At 41.6% G+C, this 23,648-nt stretch carries 18 protein-coding genes; 11 read left to right on the top strand and 7 right to left on the bottom strand.

Features of this window, described 5'->3' with window-relative positions; translation table 11 throughout:
• Positions 1-4 precede the first annotated feature (4 nt).
• The 4 genes from BXY_RS15185 to BXY_RS15170 all read right to left on the bottom strand — a co-directional run bounded on the left by BXY_RS15185 (position 5) and on the right by BXY_RS15170 (position 5,215).
• Positions 5-2,572: a glycoside hydrolase family 38 N-terminal domain-containing protein gene (locus BXY_RS15185; protein WP_015532361.1), complete on the bottom strand. Its 2,568-nt coding sequence runs from the start codon at positions 2,570-2,572 to the stop codon at positions 5-7.
• Positions 2,573-2,588: 16 nt separating this feature from the next.
• Positions 2,589-2,816: a hypothetical protein gene (locus BXY_RS15180; protein ID WP_015532360.1), complete on the bottom strand. Its 228-nt coding sequence runs from the start codon at positions 2,814-2,816 to the stop codon at positions 2,589-2,591.
• Between the two features lie 77 nt (positions 2,817-2,893).
• Positions 2,894-3,418 carry an RNA polymerase sigma-70 factor gene (locus BXY_RS15175; RefSeq protein WP_015532359.1) on the bottom strand — a complete coding sequence of 175 codons (525 nt, stop codon included), beginning with the start codon at positions 3,416-3,418 and terminating at the stop codon, positions 2,894-2,896.
• A gap of 192 nt (positions 3,419-3,610) precedes the next feature.
• A complete protein-coding gene (locus BXY_RS15170) occupies positions 3,611-5,215 on the bottom strand; it encodes a DUF6377 domain-containing protein (RefSeq protein ID WP_008020697.1) in 1,605 nt (534 codons plus the stop codon).
• A 260-nt stretch (positions 5,216-5,475) separates the two neighbouring features.
• Between BXY_RS15170 and BXY_RS15165 the strand changes: the two genes are divergently transcribed.
• From BXY_RS15165 to BXY_RS15115, 11 genes are all read left to right on the top strand, one after another.
• The gene (locus BXY_RS15165) at positions 5,476-5,853 is read left to right on the top strand and encodes a hypothetical protein (protein WP_015532358.1); all 378 of its coding nucleotides are present in this window, start codon (positions 5,476-5,478) and stop codon (positions 5,851-5,853) included.
• A 118-nt stretch (positions 5,854-5,971) separates the two neighbouring features.
• The gene (locus BXY_RS15160) at positions 5,972-6,322 is read left to right on the top strand and encodes an NADH-quinone oxidoreductase subunit A (protein ID WP_004312114.1); all 351 of its coding nucleotides are present in this window, start codon (positions 5,972-5,974) and stop codon (positions 6,320-6,322) included.
• On the top strand, positions 6,313-6,900 hold the full coding sequence (locus BXY_RS15155) for an NADH-quinone oxidoreductase subunit B (protein ID WP_015532357.1): 588 nt from the start codon (positions 6,313-6,315) through the stop codon (positions 6,898-6,900). The genes BXY_RS15160 and BXY_RS15155 overlap by 10 nt, the downstream gene beginning before the upstream one ends.
• Before the next feature lie 97 nt (positions 6,901-6,997).
• Positions 6,998-8,590, top strand: a complete 1,593-nt coding sequence (locus BXY_RS15150; protein ID WP_004312112.1) for an NADH-quinone oxidoreductase subunit D — start codon at positions 6,998-7,000, stop codon at positions 8,588-8,590.
• Positions 8,591-8,610: 20 nt separating this feature from the next.
• Entirely contained in the window at positions 8,611-9,687 is a 1,077-nt protein-coding gene (gene nuoH, locus BXY_RS15145) for an NADH-quinone oxidoreductase subunit NuoH (RefSeq protein ID WP_195436640.1), read from the top strand.
• A 12-nt stretch (positions 9,688-9,699) separates the two neighbouring features.
• Positions 9,700-10,188, top strand: coding sequence for a 4Fe-4S binding protein (locus BXY_RS15140; protein WP_004305338.1), 489 nt, complete (start codon positions 9,700-9,702; stop codon positions 10,186-10,188).
• Positions 10,189-10,190: 2 nt separating this feature from the next.
• On the top strand, positions 10,191-10,703 hold the full coding sequence (locus BXY_RS15135; RefSeq protein ID WP_004312110.1) for an NADH-quinone oxidoreductase subunit J family protein: 513 nt from the start codon (positions 10,191-10,193) through the stop codon (positions 10,701-10,703).
• 37 nt (positions 10,704-10,740) lie between these two features.
• Positions 10,741-11,049: an NADH-quinone oxidoreductase subunit NuoK gene (gene nuoK / locus BXY_RS15130; protein WP_004312109.1), complete on the top strand. Its 309-nt coding sequence runs from the start codon at positions 10,741-10,743 to the stop codon at positions 11,047-11,049.
• A 191-nt stretch (positions 11,050-11,240) separates the two neighbouring features.
• Positions 11,241-13,172 (top strand): NADH-quinone oxidoreductase subunit L, encoded by a 1,932-nt coding sequence (gene nuoL / locus BXY_RS15125; RefSeq protein WP_004312108.1) that lies wholly within the window; start codon positions 11,241-11,243, stop codon positions 13,170-13,172.
• Positions 13,173-13,210: 38 nt separating this feature from the next.
• Positions 13,211-14,695, top strand: a complete 1,485-nt coding sequence (locus tag BXY_RS15120; RefSeq protein ID WP_004312107.1) for a complex I subunit 4 family protein — start codon at positions 13,211-13,213, stop codon at positions 14,693-14,695.
• Positions 14,696-14,732: 37 nt separating this feature from the next.
• Positions 14,733-16,172 carry an NADH-quinone oxidoreductase subunit N gene (locus tag BXY_RS15115; RefSeq protein ID WP_004312106.1) on the top strand — a complete coding sequence of 480 codons (1,440 nt, stop codon included), beginning with the start codon at positions 14,733-14,735 and terminating at the stop codon, positions 16,170-16,172.
• A gap of 140 nt (positions 16,173-16,312) precedes the next feature.
• Here the strand turns inward: BXY_RS15115 and BXY_RS15110 are convergent, their stop codons facing one another.
• From BXY_RS15110 to BXY_RS15100, 3 genes are all read right to left on the bottom strand, one after another.
• On the bottom strand, positions 16,313-19,123 hold the full coding sequence (locus BXY_RS15110; protein WP_115485040.1) for a sensor histidine kinase: 2,811 nt from the start codon (positions 19,121-19,123) through the stop codon (positions 16,313-16,315).
• A gap of 191 nt (positions 19,124-19,314) precedes the next feature.
• Positions 19,315-20,523: a hypothetical protein gene (locus BXY_RS15105; protein WP_008642107.1), complete on the bottom strand. Its 1,209-nt coding sequence runs from the start codon at positions 20,521-20,523 to the stop codon at positions 19,315-19,317.
• Between the two features lie 43 nt (positions 20,524-20,566).
• A complete protein-coding gene (locus BXY_RS15100; RefSeq protein ID WP_008642105.1) occupies positions 20,567-23,281 on the bottom strand; it encodes a TonB-dependent receptor in 2,715 nt (904 codons plus the stop codon).
• Between the last annotated feature and the right edge of the window lie 367 nt (positions 23,282-23,648).

The following is a 23,648-nucleotide window of genomic DNA, read 5'->3' as shown; positions in this document are numbered from 1 at the left end:
AAATTTAAATCAAACTCAGAACGAAAGTTCTAACACCGAAACGAGGCATCGAGATCATCATATCCGATTTTCCCGCACATGTTTTTATATTCTTTTTTTCGACACATTTTCCATTTAAATCCACCTCTTCCACACCGGACAATGGCATGTCAAAAGTAACCTTCTGTAATTTCTCGTTCCCTTCCGAATTAAACAGGCGTAATACGATCTTTCCATTTTCCAGATAAACAGCACTTACCTGATAACCGGTATTTTGTAAATTAATAAACGACTTTGATTCCGGTTTTGCCACCGAATAACAAGAAGATAATAAAGGTTCATTCCAACAATCACTGCTGTTTGCTACTGATGCCTTATCCCATTTACCCCGATGAGGCATAATCGCATATTTCATTTTTAAAGGACCGGTAATTTTATAATCAGGTCCCCAAAGTCCCCCACCCGAATATTGAGCTGTCAGCCCGAGCGGAAAGTCTTCTCCATAGGAATAAGAAGTTGTATGATCAGAAAATAAAGCCAATGCATAATCGCCTTTCTGTTCAGCTAAATCGACCCAATTGAGTATAATATTATGTTTGATTTGATCCCAAGAATTGAAAAAAGTATTATCGAGTGTACTTTCACACACATCGAATGGTGCATTCTTATAAATACGAGGAGAACGAAGATCGGCCGGAAACAATACATTCAATTTAAAACGATCATCACAAAAAGCTCTGCGATTACCACTCCAATGATTTTCTTTATACTCACCAATACCTACATTCTTCTTCCAATCAACCGTCAATTCAAAATCAATCCGTTTCACCCCCTTTGAAAGGGTTATTAACTGTGTAAATGGGTGAGAAGCAATCTCTCCCTCTATCTTTACTTTTTTCTCATATATGTTATCCCTCAATATAGTCAATCTGGCTGGAGCTTCTGTTGAGGAACGGAACTTACCCTCTTCATAAAAGAAACCTCTCAACTCTCCTAAAAAATACTCACCTGTTTTACGTGCAAATTCTTTATTCCCCTCTTTTTTAGCAATCAGGCTTTTGATAACTCCTCCCTTCGATAAGTCAAAAACAACCTTATACATGTCATTCTCAATCACGTATTCCTGCTCATTAACCTTCTTACTTTCTGAAACCTTTTCGCTTCCTGCAACGATCTTTTTACCTACTTCTTTCTTTTTTATACAATACGTGGAGTATCCGAAGGGAGGAATCTCTGCTTCAAAAAACAATCTTTTCTTTTCTCCTTCACTTTCTACAAAACAAGCTATCTCTTTACCTTTCCAATCACAAATAACAAAATCTGAATTCTCAGACTCTAAAGAAAGAAGAACACTCACCGGTTCTTTCCTTTCCACTCCTAAAGTGTTAAAAAGACGTACCCATTGCTGGTTAATGTCACCTTGCTGCGAGCCTGACAAATCATCAAAGTTTTGTATGGACGCTTCTATGATTCTATCAGAAATTCGATTCGTATCATCCGTCCATCGTTTAATCTGATCAGCCCATGTACCTTGTCTATTCAATCCGTTATAGGGCACAATCCAAGAATCATGATGCTGTGCCATCATTAAAGTACGCCATGCCTCATCCATATCTGCCTTCAAACAAGTATACCCATTCTTCAGATGAGCCATAACAGACATTTTCTCTGCCATGATAATCCTGTTTTCAGAAGTACGAACTTCCTGCGCTATCTTCTGTAATACTTGGCTACCCCACATCAGGTTTACGCGTATATCTTCCTGTGAGAAATGCCAATCATCATCAGTTTTTCCGATGGAGATATTCTCTATATAATCCCTCCATCTTATATATATAGAATTATTTTTTGTGTTCTTTCCACTTCCGATCCACGGACCGTTTTTCCATCCGGCATCCTGAAAACACATGCCAACCGGATGCTTGATCCCCGCTTCACGACAAGCCGTCAAATATGCTTCTGAATTCCCCCAAGCTGTTGTCTGCCATGTTGAGTTCTTTTCCAGTCGTTCACAAGCGTAACGAGGAACCGTCAAAATAGAAGTCCCGTCTGTCCCTATCCAATTAACCAGTTCGCCGCCATACGCAGCAGTATACCCTCCCCAACAAGTATTAGGGCACTTTAAGACAGCATATTTAAAACCGAATTGTTTAAGAATCTGTGGTAAACAACTCGTAAAACAAGGCTCTTCTACAGAATAAGTAACAAAATCAACTTCCGGAAAATGTGCATTGGTCTTGGTTATACCATATTGAAACTGCCGAATGATGCTCTCTCCTGAAATATTATAGCAATAAGGTTGTGCATAAGTAGGATTCGTAAATTCTACTTGCCGACTTGCCACGAGCTTTTTAAATTGTTGATAAGCTTCAGGAGTTTGTACATAAACAGTATCCCAGGTTTCCGGTTCTATCTCCAAACAAATCCGCCAATCCGGATGCATAGATAGCTGGTCTACTATAAATTGAGTTTTCCACTTCACCGGGTAATGCCCATATATTCCACCATGATACCCATCAACAAAATAAGCTTGTTGTGCACGAACATTACTATAAAAGAAAACTGCTAGTAATATGATATAAAATTGATTCATGGTATTCCAAAACTAGTTATCTTTCGCGCTGTTCCATCTTGCGCATAAATTCATCCAATTTTTGCTGTATCACTTCCTCATTGTCTTTATTTCCGGGGAATGTCCAGTCAATGATTACCAAAAGACTTTGATTATCAACAAAATTCTCTTTCAAAACTTTATCCTTATCCACCTCCATCAAAAAGCTTTCCTTCTCATCAGAAGTAAGTTCACCAGCAAAATATTTATTTAAAGACTCCTTCATTCTTCGTTCCTTTTTTTATCAAAGGACGATTATATCAATAAATACCCCTAAAAAGCATCTACAAATTAGTTAAACGTTTATGCAGCCAAACGCATATTCAACATTACACGCAACTTTTTAAGCGCTATTCCCATCTGACATTCCACTGTATTAACCGAAATCCCCAACCGCTCGGAAATTTCCCGGTATTTCAGCCCCTCCATACGACTCAATAAAAATATAGCACGACACTTTTTAGGCAAACTATTAATTGCTTCCCGGACTAGCTTTTCCATTTCATTTCCCTCATAGATATCCAATACATCAAAGCGATCCAAAGATTGCATTTTCAAATTCAACTCGACTTCGAAAGAAGCTTGTACATTCTCAACGTATTTCTGTTCGAACACTTTATGCTTTAGATAATCCAGACATCTATTTCTTACTAGCCTAAAAAGATAAGCATTTATATTCTCAATATGATCCATAGACTCTCTTTTTTCCCAAAGATCTGCAAAAACATCTTGTGTTATGTTTTCAGCATCCTCTTCCGACATCACAAATTCTTTTGCAAACCGAACTAGTTTGGGATAATAAATAAGATACAATTCTGAAAAACTCATAGTTGTGTGTTTCTTTAAATTAGTATTCAGTTATCAAAAATCTTGTGATGCAAATATAGAGATGAAAAAAGCCTACTTCTTAGTGGAAGTAGGCAGGAAAGTAAACGTTTTACAGTTCAATTATTATATATACATTTAATAATCAATAGTTTACAATAATACTATTTTTTAGTTTTAGTAAACTGAATAGAATCATTTTTGAGACAAAGAACCAAGTTTTTTTACCTCTTCTTCAAAGATATTACTATCAAGAGTGGACATTCTCTTCACTTTACTCTTATAATTATAAATTGTCTGCACAGAATAATGCAAAAATACAGCAATCTGTCCAACATCGGTAATTCCTAACCGTATCAATGCAAATATGCGTAATTCTGTATTCAGTTGGTCCTTTTCCAGTTTATAACGCTCCTCCGGTTTCAACAAAGAATTGAACTTTTCCACAAAGTTAGGATACAAATTAAGGAACGCTTTATCAAAGTTATGATAAAGTTCTTCAAGTTCCTTTTCAAAAGGTCGGGAGGATGACTTATATAAATCATCAATCTGTCCGGTCTTGATTTTCCTGTTCACATTCTTCCTGTACTCATCGAGTTTATTAATATAAACGGCACATTGATTCATAAAATACCCCACATATTTTTCCTTGATCAGATTAGCTTCGTCGAGATTCTTATTCAGCCCGACCAGTTCCTCATTCATAGCTTTAAGATGCCGTTTAGCCCGGGATACAATTTTTGTTTGTTTATATGTAAAATACAGGGTGATAGCAAGAGCTACCACAAACAAGCTAGTCAGAAATATATAGAAACGGAGGTTCTGCTTTTGTTTTTCCAACCGGATCAAGTATGTATTTTCAATAATCGGATGGATGCGGGCAATTACTGTATTCTTAAAACGAGAATTATAAAAGATGGCATCATCCAACGCTACTTTAATATAGTTATAAGCCCTATCTATATCTCCTTTATGATATAAATTAACTGCCAATGTCAATAATGCCTCATTCTCTTTGACAGCCAGTTTTGTATCTGTCATAGCAGCCAGCATTAGAAACTTTTCTTCCAGTGCATAATTCCCAATCAACCGATAAGCCCTGGCAAGCCCCATAGCCATCATAGCATATCCATGAGATGCCGGCTCTTGTTTATCATATATCTCTGTCAAAATCAGAAGAGCCTCTTTGGTACTTCCCTTATCTTGAAGCTTCACAGCTTTTTCTTTTCTATATTCATCCGACTGGTCAAATAAGATGCTCATCACAGTATCCCGATAAGCCTCTTTTTCCGATATATACTCGTTTGAAAACCGTACATCGTCCGTGTATTTAATGAGATTTTCATAATAACGTATACGATTCCAGCAATACAAAGCTTTCAAATGATCGGGTAAATCCGCACATTTTATCGACTTAAAAATATCATTTGCTTGAATAAACAAACCGGATAAAGAATAGACAAAAGCCAACCGGAGCTGCTCTTCCAAAAGATATTCTTTATTACCAATCGTTTTTGCTATATCAATATTCTCATGAATATATTGTTCTGCCGAATCACAGACAAAAGTCTCATATTGATGGATAATCTCTTTATTTAAATTGTATATATCCTCCAACGAATTAAGGCCAACTTTCTTTTTCTTTAATTCTTTTATGGTAGCTTCTTTTTTCTGGGTATATATCAAACGTTCAGAAATCACTTTGTCTAACACCTTCAACAAAGAATCATTCTCACTATCTGCATAGAGGTAAAACAAGGAGTTTAGAAGGAAAAATATAAACCAAAGTGTGCGTTTCATAATCATGTATTCTTTCTTAATCTGCAAAAAAATGTATTTTCTTTGTGTTATTCGCCAAAAAGAGCGTAAATCATTCTTTTTATTGCATCTTTTAACAAATGAAGATGGAGAAATTACCCCATTCTAAATGATATTTGTGAAACCATGCTGACTAAAAAATGAATCTAAAAGATATGGAGTTAAAAAAAGCTTTTTTGCTATACGGACTTTGCAAAAAGTATAAATATTAGTTCTATATTTGCAGCCGTTAAAAGAGAAAGATGAAACAAAGCTTAAAATTCGGACTACTTTTAGTGTTGGTTTTGCTCATCCATTGTGCAACTAATGGAGCAATGGAAGATATGTGCAAAGTTTCCTCCCCGACTTATCGGCAGGAGAAATGCTATGTATCACAAGATCGTCCGATTCAGGATGCTTTGGAACGTCTTTATAATCTTTATACGACGCAAACCTGTGACATGAGTCATACAGATGTCGCACATGTTCCGACAGATAAAAGCATGTTTTTGTTAATCGCTTATTTCTGTGACCATTACAAACATCAAAGTCCGCCTTACCCGGTCTCATCCCATTCTCCTACATATTATTACGATCCTATCTCCTATTATATATATGGGTTGAGAAAGATTGTCATTTAGCCTACAGTACAGTAGACTCTTTTGCTCGTCATTTATTACAGTTGGTTTTATTCTCCATAGGGCGAATAGACTAATTGCTTATTTCTATATAATATTCAATCTAAACAGCTATTGAATTATGAATTTTACATTTTTAGTTGTTGTTTTACTGACAGCGCTTGCTTTTGTCGGTGTAGTAATAGCCCTCTCGCGTGCTATCTCTCCCCGTTCATACAACCTGCAAAAGTTTGAGGCTTATGAATGTGGTATACCGACACGTGGTAAATCATGGATGCAGTTCCGTGTAGGCTACTACTTGTTTGCCATCCTATTCCTTATGTTCGATGTCGAAACAGCTTTTCTGTTTCCGTGGGCGGTAGTTATGCGTGACATGGGACCACAGGGACTTATTAGTGTTCTCTTCTTCTTTATCATTTTAGTTCTGGGTCTTGCTTATGCCTGGAGGAAAGGAGCTTTGGAATGGAAATAACCAAAAAGCCAAAAATAAAATCTATTCCGTATGATGAGTTTATCGACAATGAATCATTGGAAAAGTTGGTCAAGGAACTTAATGCAGGAGGAGCCAATGTTGCCCTCGGAGTACTTGACGACTTTATCAACTGGGGACGCAGCAATTCACTGTGGCCGCTTACCTTTGCAACCAGTTGTTGTGGTATCGAATTTATGGCACTGGGTGCCGCGCGTTATGACATGGCCCGCTTTGGGTTTGAGGTAGCACGTGCCAGCCCGCGTCAGGCTGATATGATTATGGTATGCGGAACAATCACCAATAAAATGGCTCCGGTACTGAAACGACTTTACGACCAGATGCCCGATCCGAAGTATGTGGTTGCCGTAGGCGGATGCGCTGTCAGCGGAGGTCCTTTCAAGAAGTCCTATCACGTAGTGAACGGGGTGGACAAGATTCTTCCGGTAGATGTATATATTCCCGGATGCCCGCCACGTCCTGAAGCATTCTATTATGGCATGATGCAATTGCAACGCAAAGTGAAAATAGAAAAGTTCTTTGGTGGAGTAAACAGAAAAGAGAAGAAACCGGATTATTAAAAAAATGAAGAATGATGAATGATGAATGAAGAATTCGCATGCAACATCCCGGCAGATTTTTCATTCTTAATTTTTCATTCTTAATTTAATTTGATTTATGCAAGAAATACAATTTATAGCTCCTGCAGCGTTACACGACGAGATGCTGCGCTTGCGAAATGAAAAACAGATGGACTTTCTCGAAAGCCTCACCGGTATGGACTGGGGAGTAGCCGATGAGAAAGACGCTCCGGAAAAACTCCGCGGTTTAGGCGTAGTCTACCATCTGGAATCTACCATTACAGGCGAACGGATAGCACTAAAAACAGCGACAACCAACCGCGAGCTACCGGAAATTCCGTCTGTCAGCGACATCTGGAAGATAGCCGACTTCTACGAACGTGAAGTTTTTGATTTTTATGGCATCACCTTTGTCGGTCATCCTGATATGCGTCGGCTCTACCTGCGTAACGATTGGATCGGTTATCCAATGCGTAAAGATAACGATCCGGAAAAGGATAACCCACTGTGCATGACCAATGAAGAGACGTTTGATACGACTCAAGAAATAGAACTGAACCCGGACGGAACCATCAAGAACAAAGAAACGAAACTGTTCGGCGAAGAAGAATATGTAGTCAACATCGGTCCGCAGCACCCTGCTACTCATGGTGTAATGCGCTTCCGTGTTTCTCTGGAAGGTGAAATCATTCGTAAGATTGATGCGAACTGTGGTTATATCCATCGGGGAATCGAAAAAATGAATGAAAGCCTCACTTACCCTCAAACATTGGCTTTGACAGACCGTCTGGACTATTTGGGCGCGCATCAGAACCGCCATGCATTGTGTATGTGTATTGAAAAAGCCATGGGTATTGAGGTCAGTGAACGCGTACAGTACATCCGTACCATAATGGACGAGTTGCAACGTATCGATTCTCACTTGCTGTTCTACTCTTGTCTTGCTATGGACTTAGGAGCGTTGACAGCATTTTTTTATGGATTCCGTGACCGCGAGAAGATTCTCGATATTTTTGAAGAAACTTGTGGCGGACGTCTGATTATGAACTACAATACGATTGGCGGTGTACAGGCTGATCTTCATCCTAACTTCGTCAAACGAGTAAAAGAGTTCATTCCATATATGAGAGGAATTATCCACGAATATCACGATATATTCACGGGTAACATCATCGCACAGAGCCGTATGAAAGGCGTCGGTGTGTTAAGCCGTGAAGATGCCATCTCTTTCGGTTGTACCGGAGGTACAGGCCGTGCATCCGGATGGGCGTGTGACGTACGTAAACGAATGCCATACGGTGTATATGACAAAGTCGATTTCAAAGAAATCGTTTATACGGAAGGTGACTGCTTTGCCCGTTACCTGGTGCGTATGGATGAGATCATGGAAAGTCTGAACATCATTGAGCAATTAATAGACAATATTCCCGAGGGACCTTATCAGGAGAAGATGAAACCTATCATCCGTGTTCCGGAAGGCAGCTACTATGCAGCAGTAGAAGGAAGTCGTGGTGAATTTGGTGTCTTCCTGGAAAGTCAGGGTGACAAAACGCCTTACCGCCTGCACTACCGTGCTACGGGATTGCCGCTTGTTGCTGCAATTGACACCATTTGTCGGGGCACAAAGATTGCCGACTTAATTGCTATTGGCGGAACAATAGATTATGTCGTTCCGGATATTGACAGATAATACTTAATTATTAAAAATATATGTTCGACTTTAGTATAGTAACAAACTGGATACATGAGCTACTGCTCTCCATTATGCCGGAGGGATTAGCCATCTTTATAGAATGTGTAGCTGTCGGCGTGTGCCTCGTAGCACTGTATGCCATCCTGGCTATCATATTGATCTACATGGAGCGTAAGGTCTGCGGTTTTTTCCAGTGTCGTCTTGGACCGAACCGTGTTGGTAAATGGGGTTCTATCCAAGTGGTCTGCGACGTGCTCAAAATGCTGACCAAAGAAATCTTCATGCCGAAGGATGCCGACCATTTCCTTTACAATCTTGCTCCATTCATGGTGATTATCGCTTCATTCCTGACTTTCGCTTGTATTCCTTTTAATAAAGGTGCGGCGATTCTGGACTTTAATGTGGGCGTGTTCTTCCTGTTGGCAGCTTCCAGCATTGGAGTTGTCGGTATCTTGCTGGCCGGTTGGGGTAGTAACAACAAATTCTCTTTGATCGGTGCCATGCGAAGCGGTGCACAGATTATCAGTTATGAACTTTCTGTTGGTATGAGTATCATGACAATGGTAGTGCTGACGGGAACCATGCAATTTTCTGAAATCGTAGAAGGACAAGCTGATGGTTGGTTCATCTTCAAGGGACATATTCCTGCGGTCATTGCTTTCATCATCTATCTGATTGCCGGAAATGCAGAATGTAACCGTGGCCCGTTCGACCTTCCCGAAGCGGAAAGTGAGCTGACAGCCGGATATCATACTGAATACTCCGGTATGGGTTTCGGTTTCTTCTATCTGGCAGAATACTTGAATCTGTTTATCGTAGCCAGTGTTGCCGCCACCATCTTCCTGGGAGGATGGATGCCGCTGCACATTGTTGGTTTGGATGGATTTAACACTGTAATGGATTATATTCCGGGCTTTATCTGGTTCTTCGCCAAAGCATTCTTTGTGGTATTCCTTCTGATGTGGATCAAATGGACTTTCCCACGCTTGCGTATCGACCAGATCTTGAATCTGGAATGGAAATACCTGGTTCCAATTTCTATGGTAAATCTATTATTAATGGCATGCTGCGTAGCTTTCGGCTTCCACTTTTGATAAATGAAAATTATGGAATATAAAGATAAAAAATATACGTACTTAGGTGGTCTGGTGCATGGCATCAGTACACTGGCAACGGGTATGAAAACCAGCATCAAGGTATACTTCCGTAAGAAAGTGACCGAGCAATATCCCGAAAACCGGAAAGAGCTGAAAATGTTCGACCGTTTTCGTGGTACGCTGAATATGCCCCACAATGAGAATAATGAACATCGCTGTGTAGCTTGCGGATTGTGTCAAATGGCCTGTCCGAACGATACAATCAAAGTGACCAGCGAAACCGTCGAAACAGAAGATGGAAAGAAGAAGAAAATTCTGGCAACCTATGAATATGATTTGGGTGCCTGTATGTTCTGCCAGCTCTGTGTCAATGCTTGTCCGCACGATGCCATCACGTTCGACCAGAACTTCGAACATGCAGTCTTCGACCGGACGAAACTTGTCCTGAAGTTGAACCACGACGGTAGTAAAGTAATAGAAAAGAAAAAAGAAGTTTAGATATGGGATCAACACTTGAAACAGTAGTATTCTACTTTTTGGCAGCATTTATTATTGCTATGTCCATCATGACGGTGACTACCCAACGTATCGTACGCTCGGCCACCTACCTGCTCTTCGTGCTCTTCGGCACGGCCGGCATCTATTTTTTGCTGGGTTACACCTTTCTGGGTTCCGTTCAGATTATGGTTTATGCCGGTGGTATCGTCGTTCTTTATGTATTCTCCATCCTATTGACCAGTGGAGAAGGCGACCGGGCCGAGAAAGCAAAACGAAGTAAAGTCTTAGCCGGACTCTTCACTATGATTGCCGGTTTGGCCATTATCCTGTTTATCACACTGAAGCACGATTTCATGCAGACAGCTAATTTGGCCCCGCAAGAAATTAGCATTCATGCTATCGGGAACGCTTTATTAAGTAGTGACAAATACGGTTATGTATTGCCTTTCGAAGCTGTCAGCATATTATTGCTGGCGTGTATCATCGGTGGCATCATGATTGCACGTAAGAGATAGGAATTTTAAGTATTAACTATCAAAATAGAGTTCGAATATGATACACATGGAATATTACCTGGTAGTTTCTACCATCATGATGTTTGCAGGAATCTATGGATTCTTTACCCGCCGAAATACACTGGCTATCCTGATTTCTGTAGAGTTAATGCTGAATGCTACGGACATCAACTTCGCCGTATTCAATCGTTTCCTTTTTCCGGGGGGAATGGAGGGTTATTTCTTTGCACTCTTTTCCATCGCCATCTCGGCTGCGGAAACTGCAATAGCTATCGCCATCATGATTAACATTTATCGTAATCTTCGAAGCATTCAGGTGCGCAACCTGGACGAGTTGAAGTGGTGATTTGTTTCATTCCCAGGAACAAGGTGTTTCATCCCTTGAAACACTTCGTTTCACACCGAGAAACAAAGTGTTTCTCACCGAGGAACAACTAGTTTCACACCGGGAAACCAAACAGAAGGTCCGAGTATAGTGATTATCAGCTATAAGACCAAAAATTATTAATAATAACTCAAGTAATTAAATAAAACTGTATGGAACTAACAATTCTAATACTCCTTCTTCCTTTCTTCTCCTTTCTCATATTGGGAATCGGAGGTAAATGGATGTCCCACCGGACAGCGGGTACAATCGGTACGCTGATACTGGGAGCAGTAGCAGTACTATCCTACGTTACAGCTATCCAATATTTCTCCGCTCCACGACTGGAAGACGGAACATTCGCCACACTGATGCCTTACAACTTCACGTGGCTTCCTTTTACAGAGACTTTACACTTCGATTTGGGCATCTTGCTCGATCCTATATCGGTAATGATGTTGATCGTCATCTCTACAGTGTCACTGATGGTACATATCTACTCTTTCGGTTACATGAAAGGAGAAGTCGGTTTTCAACGCTATTACGCTTTCCTATCCCTGTTTACCATGTCTATGCTGGGATTGGTCGTTGCAACCAACATCTTCCAGATGTACCTTTTTTGGGAGCTGGTGGGGGTAAGTTCTTACCTGCTAATCGGTTTTTATTATACAAAACCGGCTGCCATTGCTGCTTCCAAGAAAGCGTTTATTGTTACTCGCTTTGCTGACTTGGGCTTCCTGATCGGTATCCTGATTTACGGATATTACGGTGGTACATTCGGCTTCACTCCGGATACAGTATCCTTGATAAGCGGTGGAGCTTCTATGCTTCCGTTGGCTCTCGGACTGATGTTTGTCGGTGGTGCCGGTAAAAGTGCCATGTTCCCGTTGCATATCTGGTTGCCGGATGCAATGGAAGGTCCTACTCCGGTCAGCGCATTGATTCATGCGGCTACCATGGTAGTTGCCGGTGTATATCTGGTGGCACGTATGTTCCCACTTTTCATTACATACGCACCGAATACGCTGCACATGGTTGCTTGGGTAGGTGCATTTACAGCATTCTACGCAGCAAGTGTGGCTTGCGTACAATCAGACATCAAACGTGTACTGGCTTTCTCTACCATTTCACAGATTGGCTTCATGATGGTAGCTCTGGGTGTTTGTACTTCCATGAATCCGCACGAAGGAGGTTTGGGCTACATGGCTTCCATGTTCCACCTTTTCACACATGCCATGTTTAAGGCATTACTCTTCCTCGGTGCAGGTAGCATTATCCATGCCGTACATTCTAATGAAATGTCCGCTATGGGAGGTTTACGCAAATATATGCCGATCACTCACTGGACATTCCTGATTGCTTGTCTGGCTATTGCCGGTATTCCTCCGTTCTCGGGCTTCTTCTCGAAGGATGAAATTCTGGCTGCTTGTTTCCAATACAGCCCTGTAATGGGATGGGTGATGACAGTCATCGCTGCAATGACAGCTTTCTATATGTTCCGCCTTTACTACGGTATTTTTTGGGGGAGCGAGCCGCCCCGGGCAGGTTCCCATTCGGAACATAACACGCCGCACGGAAACTTGGAAGCGGCACCTTGCCGCCCACATGAGAGTCCGTTGGCTATGACTTTCCCGCTGATGTTCCTGGCAGTTGTAACTTGTGGAGCAGGATTTATTCCTTTCGGACACTTCATCAGTTCGAATGGTGAATCTTATTCTATCCATCTCGATCCGTCAGTAGCTATTACGAGCGTTGTTATTGCGATTATTTCGATTGCAATCGCTACATGGATGTACAAGAATGCCAAACAGCCTGTTGCTGATTCGTTGGCAAAACGATTCAAAGGTCTGCACAAGGCAGCCTATAATCGCTTCTATATTGATGATATCTACCAGTTTATTACGCATAAGATTATCTTCCGCTGCATCTCTACTCCTATCGCATGGTTCGACCGTCATGTAGTGGATGGATTCTTTGACTTCCTGGCATGGGCCACCAATACAACAAGCGACGAGATTCGTGGTTTGCAGAGCGGTCAGGTACAACAATATGCGTATGTGTTCCTTTGCGGTGCATTGGCACTTATCCTACTGCTGATTCTCTAAATAGTAAATAGTAAATCTTTAAATAGTAAATCATAAAGATGAATTTCTTATCCATATTCGTACTTATCCCCTTATTGATGCTGGCCGGACTTTGGGCAGCACGAGGAATCAAAGCCATCCGGGGGGTTATGGTTACTGGCGCATCGGCACTTCTGATTGCCTCCGTCGTACTTACATTCCTGTATCTGGGAGAGCGTAGCGCCGGAAATACGGCAGAAATGCTTTTCCGTGCAGATACGCTTTGGTATGCCCCGCTTCACATATCTTATTCAGTAGGTGTTGACGGAATTTCGGTAGCCATGTTGTTATTGTCTGCTGTCATCGTATTCACCGGTACATTCGCTTCCTGGCGCCTACAACCGCTGACGAAAGAATATTTCCTCTGGTTCACCCTGTTGTCTATGGGAGTATTCGGATTCTTTATATCCGTCGATTTGTTCACCATGTTCATGTTCTATGAAATTGCGTTGATACCGATGTACCTGCTGATTGGTGTATGGGGATCAGGACGTAAAGAATATGCAGCCATGAAACTGACCCTTATGTTGATGGGCGGTTCCGCTTTCCTATTGATCGGTATTCTCGGAATCTATTTCGGCTCGGGAGCAACCACCATGAACCTTCTCGAAATTGCACAGTTGCACAACATACCTTTTGCACAGCAATGCATCTGGTTCCCGCTGACTTTCCTCGGCTTCGGTGTATTGGGCGCCCTTTTCCCGTTCCACACATGGAGTCCTGACGGTCACGCTTCTGCCCCGACTGCCGTATCCATGCTTCATGCCGGAGTATTGATGAAACTGGGAGGTTACGGATGTTTCCGTATCGCCATGTATCTGATGCCGGAAGCAGCCAACGAACTTTCCTGGATATTCCTGATACTGACAGGTATCTCTGTAGTCTACGGAGCCTTCTCCGCTTGCGTACAGACCGACTTGAAATATATCAATGCTTATTCATCCGTATCTCACTGCGGACTGGTTCTTTTCGCCATTCTGATGCTAAACCAGACAGCAGCAACAGGAGCAATCCTTCAAATGCTTTCACACGGATTAATGACAGCCTTGTTCTTTGCTCTGATCGGTATGATATATGGACGTACACACACACGTGACGTTCGCGAACTTGCCGGTTTAATGAAAATTATGCCGTTCCTTAGTGTATGTTATGTGATTGCCGGTCTTGCCAACCTCGGTCTGCCGGGATTAAGCGGTTTCATTGCTGAAATGACCATCTTCGTCGGCTCTTTCCAGAACAACGACGTATTTCACCGCACACTGACCATCATCGCCTGCTCTTCGATTGTGATTACCGCAGTCTACATCCTGCGCCTGGTAGGTAAGATTCTATACGGAACCTGCACCAACAAACATCACCTCGAACTGACCGACGCAACTTGGGACGAACGTGTAGCCGTTATCTGCCTCATCGTTTGCGTTGCCGGACTAGGTATGGCTCCTTTCTGGGTTAGCCACATGATTGGTGAAAGCGTATTACCGGTTGTCTCACAACTAATCCCCTAACTCATAAATCATAATTCTTAATTCATAAATAAACAAGATGGATTATTCACAATTTCTAAATATGCGAGAAGAGCTGTCGCTCATAGCTGTCTTACTGCTGCTATTTCTAGCTGACCTCTTCATGAGTCCGGATGCACACAAAAATAGTGGGAAAGCACGCCTGAACACCATGTTGCCCGTTATTCTGATGGCTATCCATACGGCTATCAACTTGATTCCGGGAACTGCTACCGATGCATTCGGTGGTATGTATCACTATGTACCGATGCACACAGTTGTTAAATCGATCCTGAATGTCGGTACACTGATTGTTTTCCTGATGGCGCACGAGTGGATGAAAAGAGAAGACACTTCATTCAAACAAGGAGAATTCTATGTGCTTACACTCTCTACCTTGTTTGGTATGTATCTCATGATTTCCGCCGGACATTTCCTGATGTTCTTCATCGGTCTTGAAACAGCTTCTATTCCGATGGCAGCATTGATTGCCTTCGATAAATACCGTCACAACTCTGCCGAAGCAGGTGCCAAATACATTCTGACAGCTCTTTTCTCCAGTGCATTGCTGTTGTTTGGTCTGTCCATGATCTATGGTTCTGCCGGGACTCTTTATTTCGATGACCTCCCTGCCCATATCGACGGAAATCCGTTACAGATCATGGCATTTATATTCTTCTTCACAGGAATGGCATTCAAGTTATCACTGGTTCCATTCCACTTATGGACAGCAGACGTTTACGAAGGCGCTCCGAGTACAGTTACCGCTTATTTGAGTGTTATATCAAAAGGATCGGCAGCATTTGTATTATTGGCCGTCCTTATCAAAGTATTCGCTCCAATGATTAATGACTGGCAGGAAGTACTTTATTGGGTAACCATCGCTTCTATCACTATTGCCAATATATTTGCTGTCCGTCAGCAAAACCTGAAACGTTTGATGGCGTTCTCCAGTATTTCGCAAGCGGGATATATTATGTTAGGCGTTATCGGAGGCACAGCACAAGGCATGACGGCATTGGTATATTATGTATTAGTGTACGCTGCCGCCAACCTCGGAGTATTTGCCGTTATCACTATCGTGGCATTACGCAGTCAGAAATTCACGCTCGAAGATTACGCAGGACTTTATAAAACGAATCCCAAAATCGCTCTCTTGATGACTCTGTCTCTGTTCTCATTGGCAGGCATCCCTCCGTTTGCCGGATTCTTCTCTAAGTTCTTTATCTTCATGGCTGCTTTCGATGCAGGTTTCCACTTGCTGGTATTCATCGCATTGGTAAATACAGTGATTTCGTTGTATTACTATCTATTGATTGTAAAAGCAATGTATATCACTCCTTCCGACAACCCAATTCCTACTTTCCGCAGCGACCGCTGCACAAAATGGGGACTGGCACTTTGCACGCTGGGTATCATCGGACTGGGTATTGCAAGTATTGTATATCAATCTATCGATAAACTGTCGTTCGGAATTTAAACGGACTACACCTTTTCACCAAAGAAACGGTCTTGGTTTCATGTCAGTATCAATCGACATCAAAACCAAGACTGTTTCTTCTATATAAAAGCCGCTTTTATTAATGAGGAAGGAAGATATTCACCTGCCTTATTACCACTCTACCGGGCACAGTTCATCTCTTCCGTCACGATCACTCCGGGAATAGTAAACCAAAACCTTGATCCTTTTCCTTTTTCAGAATCAACGCCAATCCGCCCACCTAATTGTTCAACGATGCTCTGACAAATAGAAAGTCCCAATCCTGTACCGTGTACAAAAGAATTAAGCTTCACAAAACGCTCAAAGATATGTGGCAACTGCTCTTTTTCAATACCGATTCCCGTATCTTCGACATAAAACTCCAATTCTCCGTCTTTTAGTTTATACCCCACATGAATACTTCCTTCAGAGGTAAACTTCATTGCATTGTTAACAAAGTTAGAGATCACCTGATGTATACGGTTACGGTCACTAATGACATGACAAACCGGAAGATGATCATCAAACACCAGTTCCACCTCTTCTTTCGCTTTCATCCCCATAGAGCGGACAATATCCTCACATAACAGATTTACATCTACATCTCCGTTAGTAAACTCAAATGTACCCGCTTCAATCTTTGACAAATCGAGTATATCTGAAATTAATTGCAACAAAAGTTCATTATTCTCACGTACAATCTTAATATACTCCTGACGTTCTGCCAGCTCTTCAGTTTCTACCAGCAAATCGGAGAAACCGACAATGGCATTCAGCGGCGTACGGATTTCATGACTCATATTGGCAAGGAAAGCACTTTTCAAACGATCCATCATCTCTGCTTTATCACGTGCCTGAATCAATTCGGCTTCAGTCTCCTTCAATTCTGTAATGTCATAATTGATACCGATGATTTCTATTTCATTTTCTTCCGGTTTATAATTGGTGACCATTACATTACTGCTGACCCAATTCCATTCGTTCTTCGTTCCGGGACGACGAATACGCATCTCCCCTTGGAAATGCCTCCTTTTTCCGTCTCTGACTCCATCATAAAAATCAAGGAAACGCTTACGGTCTTCGGGATGCATTTGGCTATAAACTGCTACCACCTCACTCAAAGGAATATCTTCCTCCTCACCTAAATTCTTATACCACTGTTTTATAGCATAACCTTTGCGGTTCAAGAGATTCAATTTAGCATATCCTACTTTTGCATAATCGGATATCATCAAGAAGAAATTCTCAAAATCACGAATACGGTTCATTGCATCAATACGCTCCGTATTGTCAATGCTTATTAAAATATATCCGCTGAAGTTGCCCTCATTATCATATAGTTTACTAACCTTCGAATATAGTTCTATCACATTAGAACGGCTTGTCTCATAATATCCTCCTGCTTGCTCAAAAGAATAATTAAGTCTGAAATCCACCAGATCTTCATTCCGCACACGATCACGAATCCCCTGCGGCACATTCGGATTCTCAAAGAAATTAACCCCTATCACATCCGATTTATTCACTACACCGAATATTTCTAAATCCTTATTATTCAAATCTATCAAATAGCCGTCCTTATCGTAGATCTCTACTCCTGCCGGAATATTAGCAAAGATATTCTTAAAGAGTTTTTCACTACGATCCAATGCCCGGTTAGCTTGTACCGATCCCGTAGAATCGAGGAATAGACCGACTATTTCGTCCTTTCCGGGAGAATAAATCACCCAATGCGTATACCGTTCCGTTCGAGGGAAATATTCATCTTTCTCTCTATAAGAATTACTATCCAGTATTTCTTCCAGAAAATTAAGTTTTTGGAGATAGTCAGGATGCTTTTCAGATGCCAAAGAACCAATATACGACTCCAAAGGAAGCCCGAAAAAGGTTGAACTGACCTCATTCGCATCCGTCACCCGATAATCGCAAGGTTTATTATTCTCGTCACGGATAATGGACATACGTATATATCCCATCGGCATAAAATGAAACAGATTATTTAGGAAAGTCTGTTCACGGATTACCTTGTCCTTAGTTTTACGCAACTCGATACAGATATTTATAATATTTCCCAATGAGGAGAACCATTGAAAATCTTCATTACTCCAGTCATGGTAAGTCTCAACCAAATCAATCCCCATATATCCCCAAACGCGGTCGCCTGTCATCAAAGGAGTCACCATTAACGATTTGATTCCCTGAACTACAAGAATCTGATATTCATCAGGAGCCTCTTCTAATAACTGCTCCAGTGTATTTAAAATAATCGGCTTGCCCGATAATATCTGTTCACTCCACCATTTTGACTCACTGGCAGGCATGTCCTGCAGATTGTCTATCTCTGCCGATACCCCTTCAGAAACAACTTCGTAGATACAACTATGATGGGCATAAATTTCGTCGTATTCAAAAATATAAACACGTCCTTTTCCATTATAAAGATTCAGAATATCTCTCAAAATATCTGCGATACAAGATTCTACTGCCTCATCACGTAGGAAACGAAGCAACGATTGCGAAACAAAATTCTGACGACAAAGCAAATCATTCACACGCCTTAATGCATCCCTTTGATCTTCTTCCTTGGGAGCCTCAACGCGCTGGATTATTCCGAAAGCCTTATCACCTCCATCAACACCTGTACCCTTCTCACGAAAAGCCAGACGAGTATGCAACCAGACCTCGCCATATTTTGAATGAATAGGGAAAGTTTGTTCATAAAAGTCCTTATGGATAGAAGAATTTGCCCGGAACTCCTGGGCAATCTGCTTGCGATAATCTTCACGTATCAGGTTCAGAAAATCCGAAGTAGAGATGGTGTCGCCGTCCAATCCCAAAAGATCAGAAAGATAATCGGAACATAAATAATATCCTGCCGTTAAATCTACTTCCCACCACCCGATTTGTGCAAGAGAAGCCATTTTTCTGTATCGCTCGTTGTCTGTTTGCATATTTTGTATCATTGTAAAACAATAGGTTGACAAATATACAAAAAAGGTAATCACTCATACCATAAAGGAGCAAATAAAAAAGCTAAAAGAAGATTACGAAAATAAATAAATAGAATATGGGAGAATCTGTTTGCTACAAATTCTCCCACACCTCCTATTGAAAAATACGGACTCCGCTAACCTATATCTTATTATAATGAGGAAATATTATATCCAGTCCAAGTAAACAGGGATGCATCTGCACCAGTATTCGTAGTCGGCTCGGTAAATGTATTCAATGTACCGTTCAGCTTATTCTTAAAACTCAATGTATGGGTGATGCTGATGCTGGAAGCTGCACTTCCTGCCCCTTTACTGTCATTCATATCAATCAAATCGATTGTACCGCCGGAACCTTTGACAAGGGCATTGGTGATCGTAGCTTTTGCTCCACGACGGATTTTAATCACGTCTTGCATACGGTCTGCATTATCCGTTGTATTGGCAGCATTATTTACGATTGTCATATTTTCAACCGCAAAGTCTGACTGACGTAAATGATCCGGATAAATGCCATCCAAGTTACCATCTGCTTCAATGCCGCGCGGATCTGCTTCCGTACTAGTATAACCGCTTTCCCAAACACCATAGCAGTTTTTCAATTTACCGGAATATCCTTGAGTGAAGTCGAACATATCATCATCCGGGTTCACAGCCAACAGGTTGGTTACATTCACCGTACCGCCAAAGAATTCGATGGCATCATCCGCGCTCTCAAGAATGTAGATATTCTCGATCTTGGTACCGTTTCCAACACCGTTCAGTGTCAATCCGTTGTGCTCGATATCAGCAGTAGAGCGGGCACCGGCATAGCAGATTTTCACATAAGTCAGTGAACCGGAATTGTCATTATCAACATTACCACCGTATTTATAGTTGTTGTCGATTTCCGTCAGACCTGTATCACTCTTATTGGCGTTCGAACCGGAAATCGGAGCTTTACCATTGATAATGATTCCTCCCCAATAGCCGGATGTAGGGGTTGTTGAATTGGCAGTGAAAACAATCGGTTTATCAGCTGTACCGTCAGCATAAAGTTTACCGCCTTGTGCTACCAGCAGATAACTGCTGAAACCTTCGCGAGCCTTAATTGTTGTTCCGGCAGGGATATTCAGACGGCCTCCATTTTCAATGACTACCGTTCCGTTCAGAATATATTCCTTAGCTTCCAGTGTCTGTTCTCCGGTCAGCGTGCCGGACAGGATATTTTCGCCCACAACAATAGAGCTACCGGTCCCACCGTTGTTTCCACCATCTCCGTTACCATCACCGTCTCCGTCACTATCACTGCTACATGCAGTTAATGTAAGTGTTGTTGCCATAACGGCAAACGTCATAAAGTTCACAAACAATCTTTTCATTTTGCTTTCATTATTAGTTAATAATCTTATTTCATCACCCGGCTTAGAATGTACACGACACTCCCAGGCTTATATTTATTCCTTTCTTATAATCATTCAATATCACCTTTTCCCCGTTTTCGTTCGCTTTGCGGCTTAACTTATAAGAGGGATTCAGCAGGTTGCGGGCTTTCAGGTTAAGCGAAAGATGCTTGTTCAGTTTGGCTTGGGACACAAAATCCAGTGTCAGTACTCCCTGCTCCATTATATCCTGATAGCCCTGTGTGCCAATGGTATATATCTTATCACTCACATAATTAAGTACCAATGTATTGACAAAACTGCGTTCTCCTTTCGTGAAGTTATGCGAGAGGTCGAAATTGACAATCCACGGTGCGGCTCCTTCCAGTTGCGAACCGGTGGTAACCGTTGCCAAAGGCATTTTTGCATTCGTGTAGATATAAGAGCCATTCAATCCCAAAGAGAGTTTATTCATTCCGTGCGCAGCATTACTCACCGGACGGACAAACAGATTCTTACGTATTTCTATCTCCACTCCTGCCACGGTTGCCTTATCCGCTATATTCTCATAAGAAAGATAACCTCCGGCGCTTGCCACTTCAATACGGGATATCGGATTCTTAATCAATTTATAGAAAGCCGTAAGAGAAATCAACTCGGTCGGAGTGGGATTAAAGTCCCACTTCAGATCAAGGTTATAATTATCCGAAGGTTTCAGATTGGGGTTACCCTGACTGTTGAAGTTCACGCCGACATAACGGTAAGGAGATATTTCCTTTGCCTGCGGAAGCGTATATGTTTTACTAGCTCCCAGACGAAACGAGTTTTTATCATTCAGATTGTATTTGAGATTCAAGCTGGGCAGGAAATAATCTTTTTGGATGGTATTGTTTCCTTTAGAGCCTCCACGATTCACATTGTAATCCACTTCAATATCTACCTTGTCGTATTTCAGTCCCAGATTCACAATCCAACGGGGAGTAAACTGGTAGGTAGCCTCGGCATAAGCGGAATGAATATTCTTTTTTACGATATATTCATCTAAGTTCTTTTGTATCTTGAACCAGTCGGAAGCAAAGTTTTCCTGATTATAATAATCGTCAAGCGAGAAGTCGTCTAAAGAAGGGATGGCAGAAACATGTCCTACGGTCAGGTTATATTCCGTGGCTTTGAAGTTATCATCTACGAATCGGCCTGTATATCCGAAACGGACATTCGAAATCTCTTCTATATTATCTTTCAGACGATAGACCAAGCCTGCTTTTACATTCAAGTCGTCTTCATCTAAAGTTGAGAAATAGCGCTGTTGTGAGTTGCCCCTTAGCAACGTATAGCCGTCTTCCGCTTTAGTCAGGTTATTGATTCGACGATCTGGTTCATAGCCTTTCACCATATTATAGGAAGCACCTGCATCAAGACTTAATGATTTGGTCAATCCCCAGTTAGTCATTAGTTGGTTAACGATCAGCATATTGTCATTCGTTTGTTGGCGACGGGTGAATCCAAGGTTTTCATAGTCGTCACTAAAAATCGAGTTCTTGCCGTTGTAATCGCCCACCGACTGGGTATTGGCATGAATCATCATCAAATTATAACTGATGTGATGACGGTTCTGCATATCGAAATCCACATTGGCAAGTGCCAGTTGACTGATATTCTCCGCATACTTCTTTCCATTCATATCTTTGTAGACCGTACCGCTGGTAGTTGTATTACGTATGATTTCATCCGTATACTGATAGTCCGTCGTATGTCCGGCGGTCAGGAAGAAAGAAAACGGATTTTTGTCTTTTCCGACATAGAATCGTTTACCTCCGGAAATACTGTAACTCCGGTTGATTTGAAGATGTTGAGCGGAAGGGTCTAACTTATTTCTGAAGTTCCATGAGTTTTCATCGGCATGTTCGGTACGATTGGCAAAGCCCATGAAGTTCACTCCATCCTGTTTCAGAAAATCGGCTGCTACCGTTTGTGTATTCAAGCCACCGGAAATGCCGAATCCCAGATGACCGCTACCAATTAGTTCTTTGGATACAATATCAATGGTTGCCCCTCCGACATCGCTGCTGCCCCCCGCGTTGAATGCTTTCTTTACACCTACAGACTGAATAATGTCCGTACCGAAGAAATCAAGAGAGATATTCTTATATTCCGGGTCTTCGGAAGGAAGAGCAAATCCATTAAAAGTAGTTGCATTGTACCGGTCTCCCAATCCACGGACAAAGACATTTTTCACTCCGTCTTGTTTAGACACTCCGGCAACTTTCGTCACAGCACCTTCTGCATCCGAAACACCTTTGCGGGAAAGCTCCCTGACACCAACAGATTGTACGGCAATGACTGCTTTTTGCTGTTCGAGCAACAGCATATTCTCATTTTCCCTATTCTTCTTAGCTACAACCACCACATCGGCAAGTTCCTGTGCATCGGTTTCCAACTCCAGATTCAGTATCACCAGTTTTCCATTCTCCACACGCACTTTACGGCGCACTTCCGTTTTGTAACCTACATATTTAATCTCAATATCATACATACCTTCCAGAACGCCCATGCTGTTCAATTCGAAATTACCCTCCATATCGGTCACTGCTCCGGCTTGAGTTCCGAGCAAACGTATCGTAGCTCCTATCAAAGGTTCCTTGGATAGTTTGTCTTTCACAGCTCCTTTAATCTTGATATTGACAGCCAATGCAGGAAGTACACACAACAGGCAAAAGAAGGCCGCCACTGAAAATCGGATAAGAAATAGTTTTTTCATCTAACTTTGCTCTACGTTTTAATTACGTCGGCAAAGATAGAGGGTGAGCATTACAACCGTAAGACGAAAAAAATACAATCTATTGAAAGAGTCATTGCAAGATGATGACAAGATGTTACAAACGTATTATCAATCAGTTACGCTATTAGTTTAACTTGTTTATAAGCAAATTTAAGACCGGAACTTCACTCTTTTATCTCTCATTATGCATAAAATTAATCGGCTGACAGTTGTGAGAAGGTGAAAATTTTGGCTGATAGTGTATTTCCACCCGCTTGTCGTCAAAGATATGTTTCACCGCTTTTCAATGCATTACGCAAAGAAACACCGATAGCTCCTTTCCCACTAAGTATATATCCAACGTTGG

This window comes from Bacteroides xylanisolvens XB1A (genome assembly GCF_000210075.1).
Classification (GTDB): Bacteria; Bacteroidota; Bacteroidia; order Bacteroidales; family Bacteroidaceae; genus Bacteroides; species Bacteroides xylanisolvens.
The sequence above is the reverse complement of the archived record's forward strand: the minus strand, read 5'-3'. Positions and strand labels throughout refer to the sequence as shown.

Excerpts from the sequence above, each read along its gene's own strand:
- BXY_RS15185 (WP_015532361.1), bottom strand. The coding sequence starts at position 2,572 with ATGAATCAATTTTATATCATATTACTAGCAGTTTTCTTTTATAGTAAT.
- BXY_RS15180 (WP_015532360.1), bottom strand. The coding sequence starts at position 2,816 with ATGAAGGAGTCTTTAAATAAATATTTTGCTGGTGAACTTACTTCTGAT.
- BXY_RS15175 (WP_015532359.1), bottom strand. The coding sequence starts at position 3,418 with ATGAGTTTTTCAGAATTGTATCTTATTTATTATCCCAAACTAGTTCGG.
- BXY_RS15170 (WP_008020697.1), bottom strand. The coding sequence starts at position 5,215 with ATGAAACGCACACTTTGGTTTATATTTTTCCTTCTAAACTCCTTGTTT.
- BXY_RS15165 (WP_015532358.1), top strand. The coding sequence starts at position 5,476 with ATGAAACAAAGCTTAAAATTCGGACTACTTTTAGTGTTGGTTTTGCTC.
- BXY_RS15160 (WP_004312114.1), top strand. The coding sequence starts at position 5,972 with ATGAATTTTACATTTTTAGTTGTTGTTTTACTGACAGCGCTTGCTTTT.
- BXY_RS15155 (WP_015532357.1), top strand. The coding sequence starts at position 6,313 with ATGGAAATAACCAAAAAGCCAAAAATAAAATCTATTCCGTATGATGAG.
- BXY_RS15150 (WP_004312112.1), top strand. The coding sequence starts at position 6,998 with ATGCAAGAAATACAATTTATAGCTCCTGCAGCGTTACACGACGAGATG.
- nuoH (WP_195436640.1), top strand. The coding sequence starts at position 8,611 with ATGTTCGACTTTAGTATAGTAACAAACTGGATACATGAGCTACTGCTC.
- BXY_RS15140 (WP_004305338.1), top strand. The coding sequence starts at position 9,700 with ATGGAATATAAAGATAAAAAATATACGTACTTAGGTGGTCTGGTGCAT.
- BXY_RS15135 (WP_004312110.1), top strand. The coding sequence starts at position 10,191 with ATGGGATCAACACTTGAAACAGTAGTATTCTACTTTTTGGCAGCATTT.
- nuoK (WP_004312109.1), top strand. The coding sequence starts at position 10,741 with ATGATACACATGGAATATTACCTGGTAGTTTCTACCATCATGATGTTT.
- nuoL (WP_004312108.1), top strand. The coding sequence starts at position 11,241 with ATGGAACTAACAATTCTAATACTCCTTCTTCCTTTCTTCTCCTTTCTC.
- BXY_RS15120 (WP_004312107.1), top strand. The coding sequence starts at position 13,211 with ATGAATTTCTTATCCATATTCGTACTTATCCCCTTATTGATGCTGGCC.
- BXY_RS15115 (WP_004312106.1), top strand. The coding sequence starts at position 14,733 with ATGGATTATTCACAATTTCTAAATATGCGAGAAGAGCTGTCGCTCATA.
- BXY_RS15110 (WP_115485040.1), bottom strand. The coding sequence starts at position 19,123 with ATGCAAACAGACAACGAGCGATACAGAAAAATGGCTTCTCTTGCACAA.
- BXY_RS15105 (WP_008642107.1), bottom strand. The coding sequence starts at position 20,523 with ATGAAAAGATTGTTTGTGAACTTTATGACGTTTGCCGTTATGGCAACA.
- BXY_RS15100 (WP_008642105.1), bottom strand. The coding sequence starts at position 23,281 with ATGAAAAAACTATTTCTTATCCGATTTTCAGTGGCGGCCTTCTTTTGC.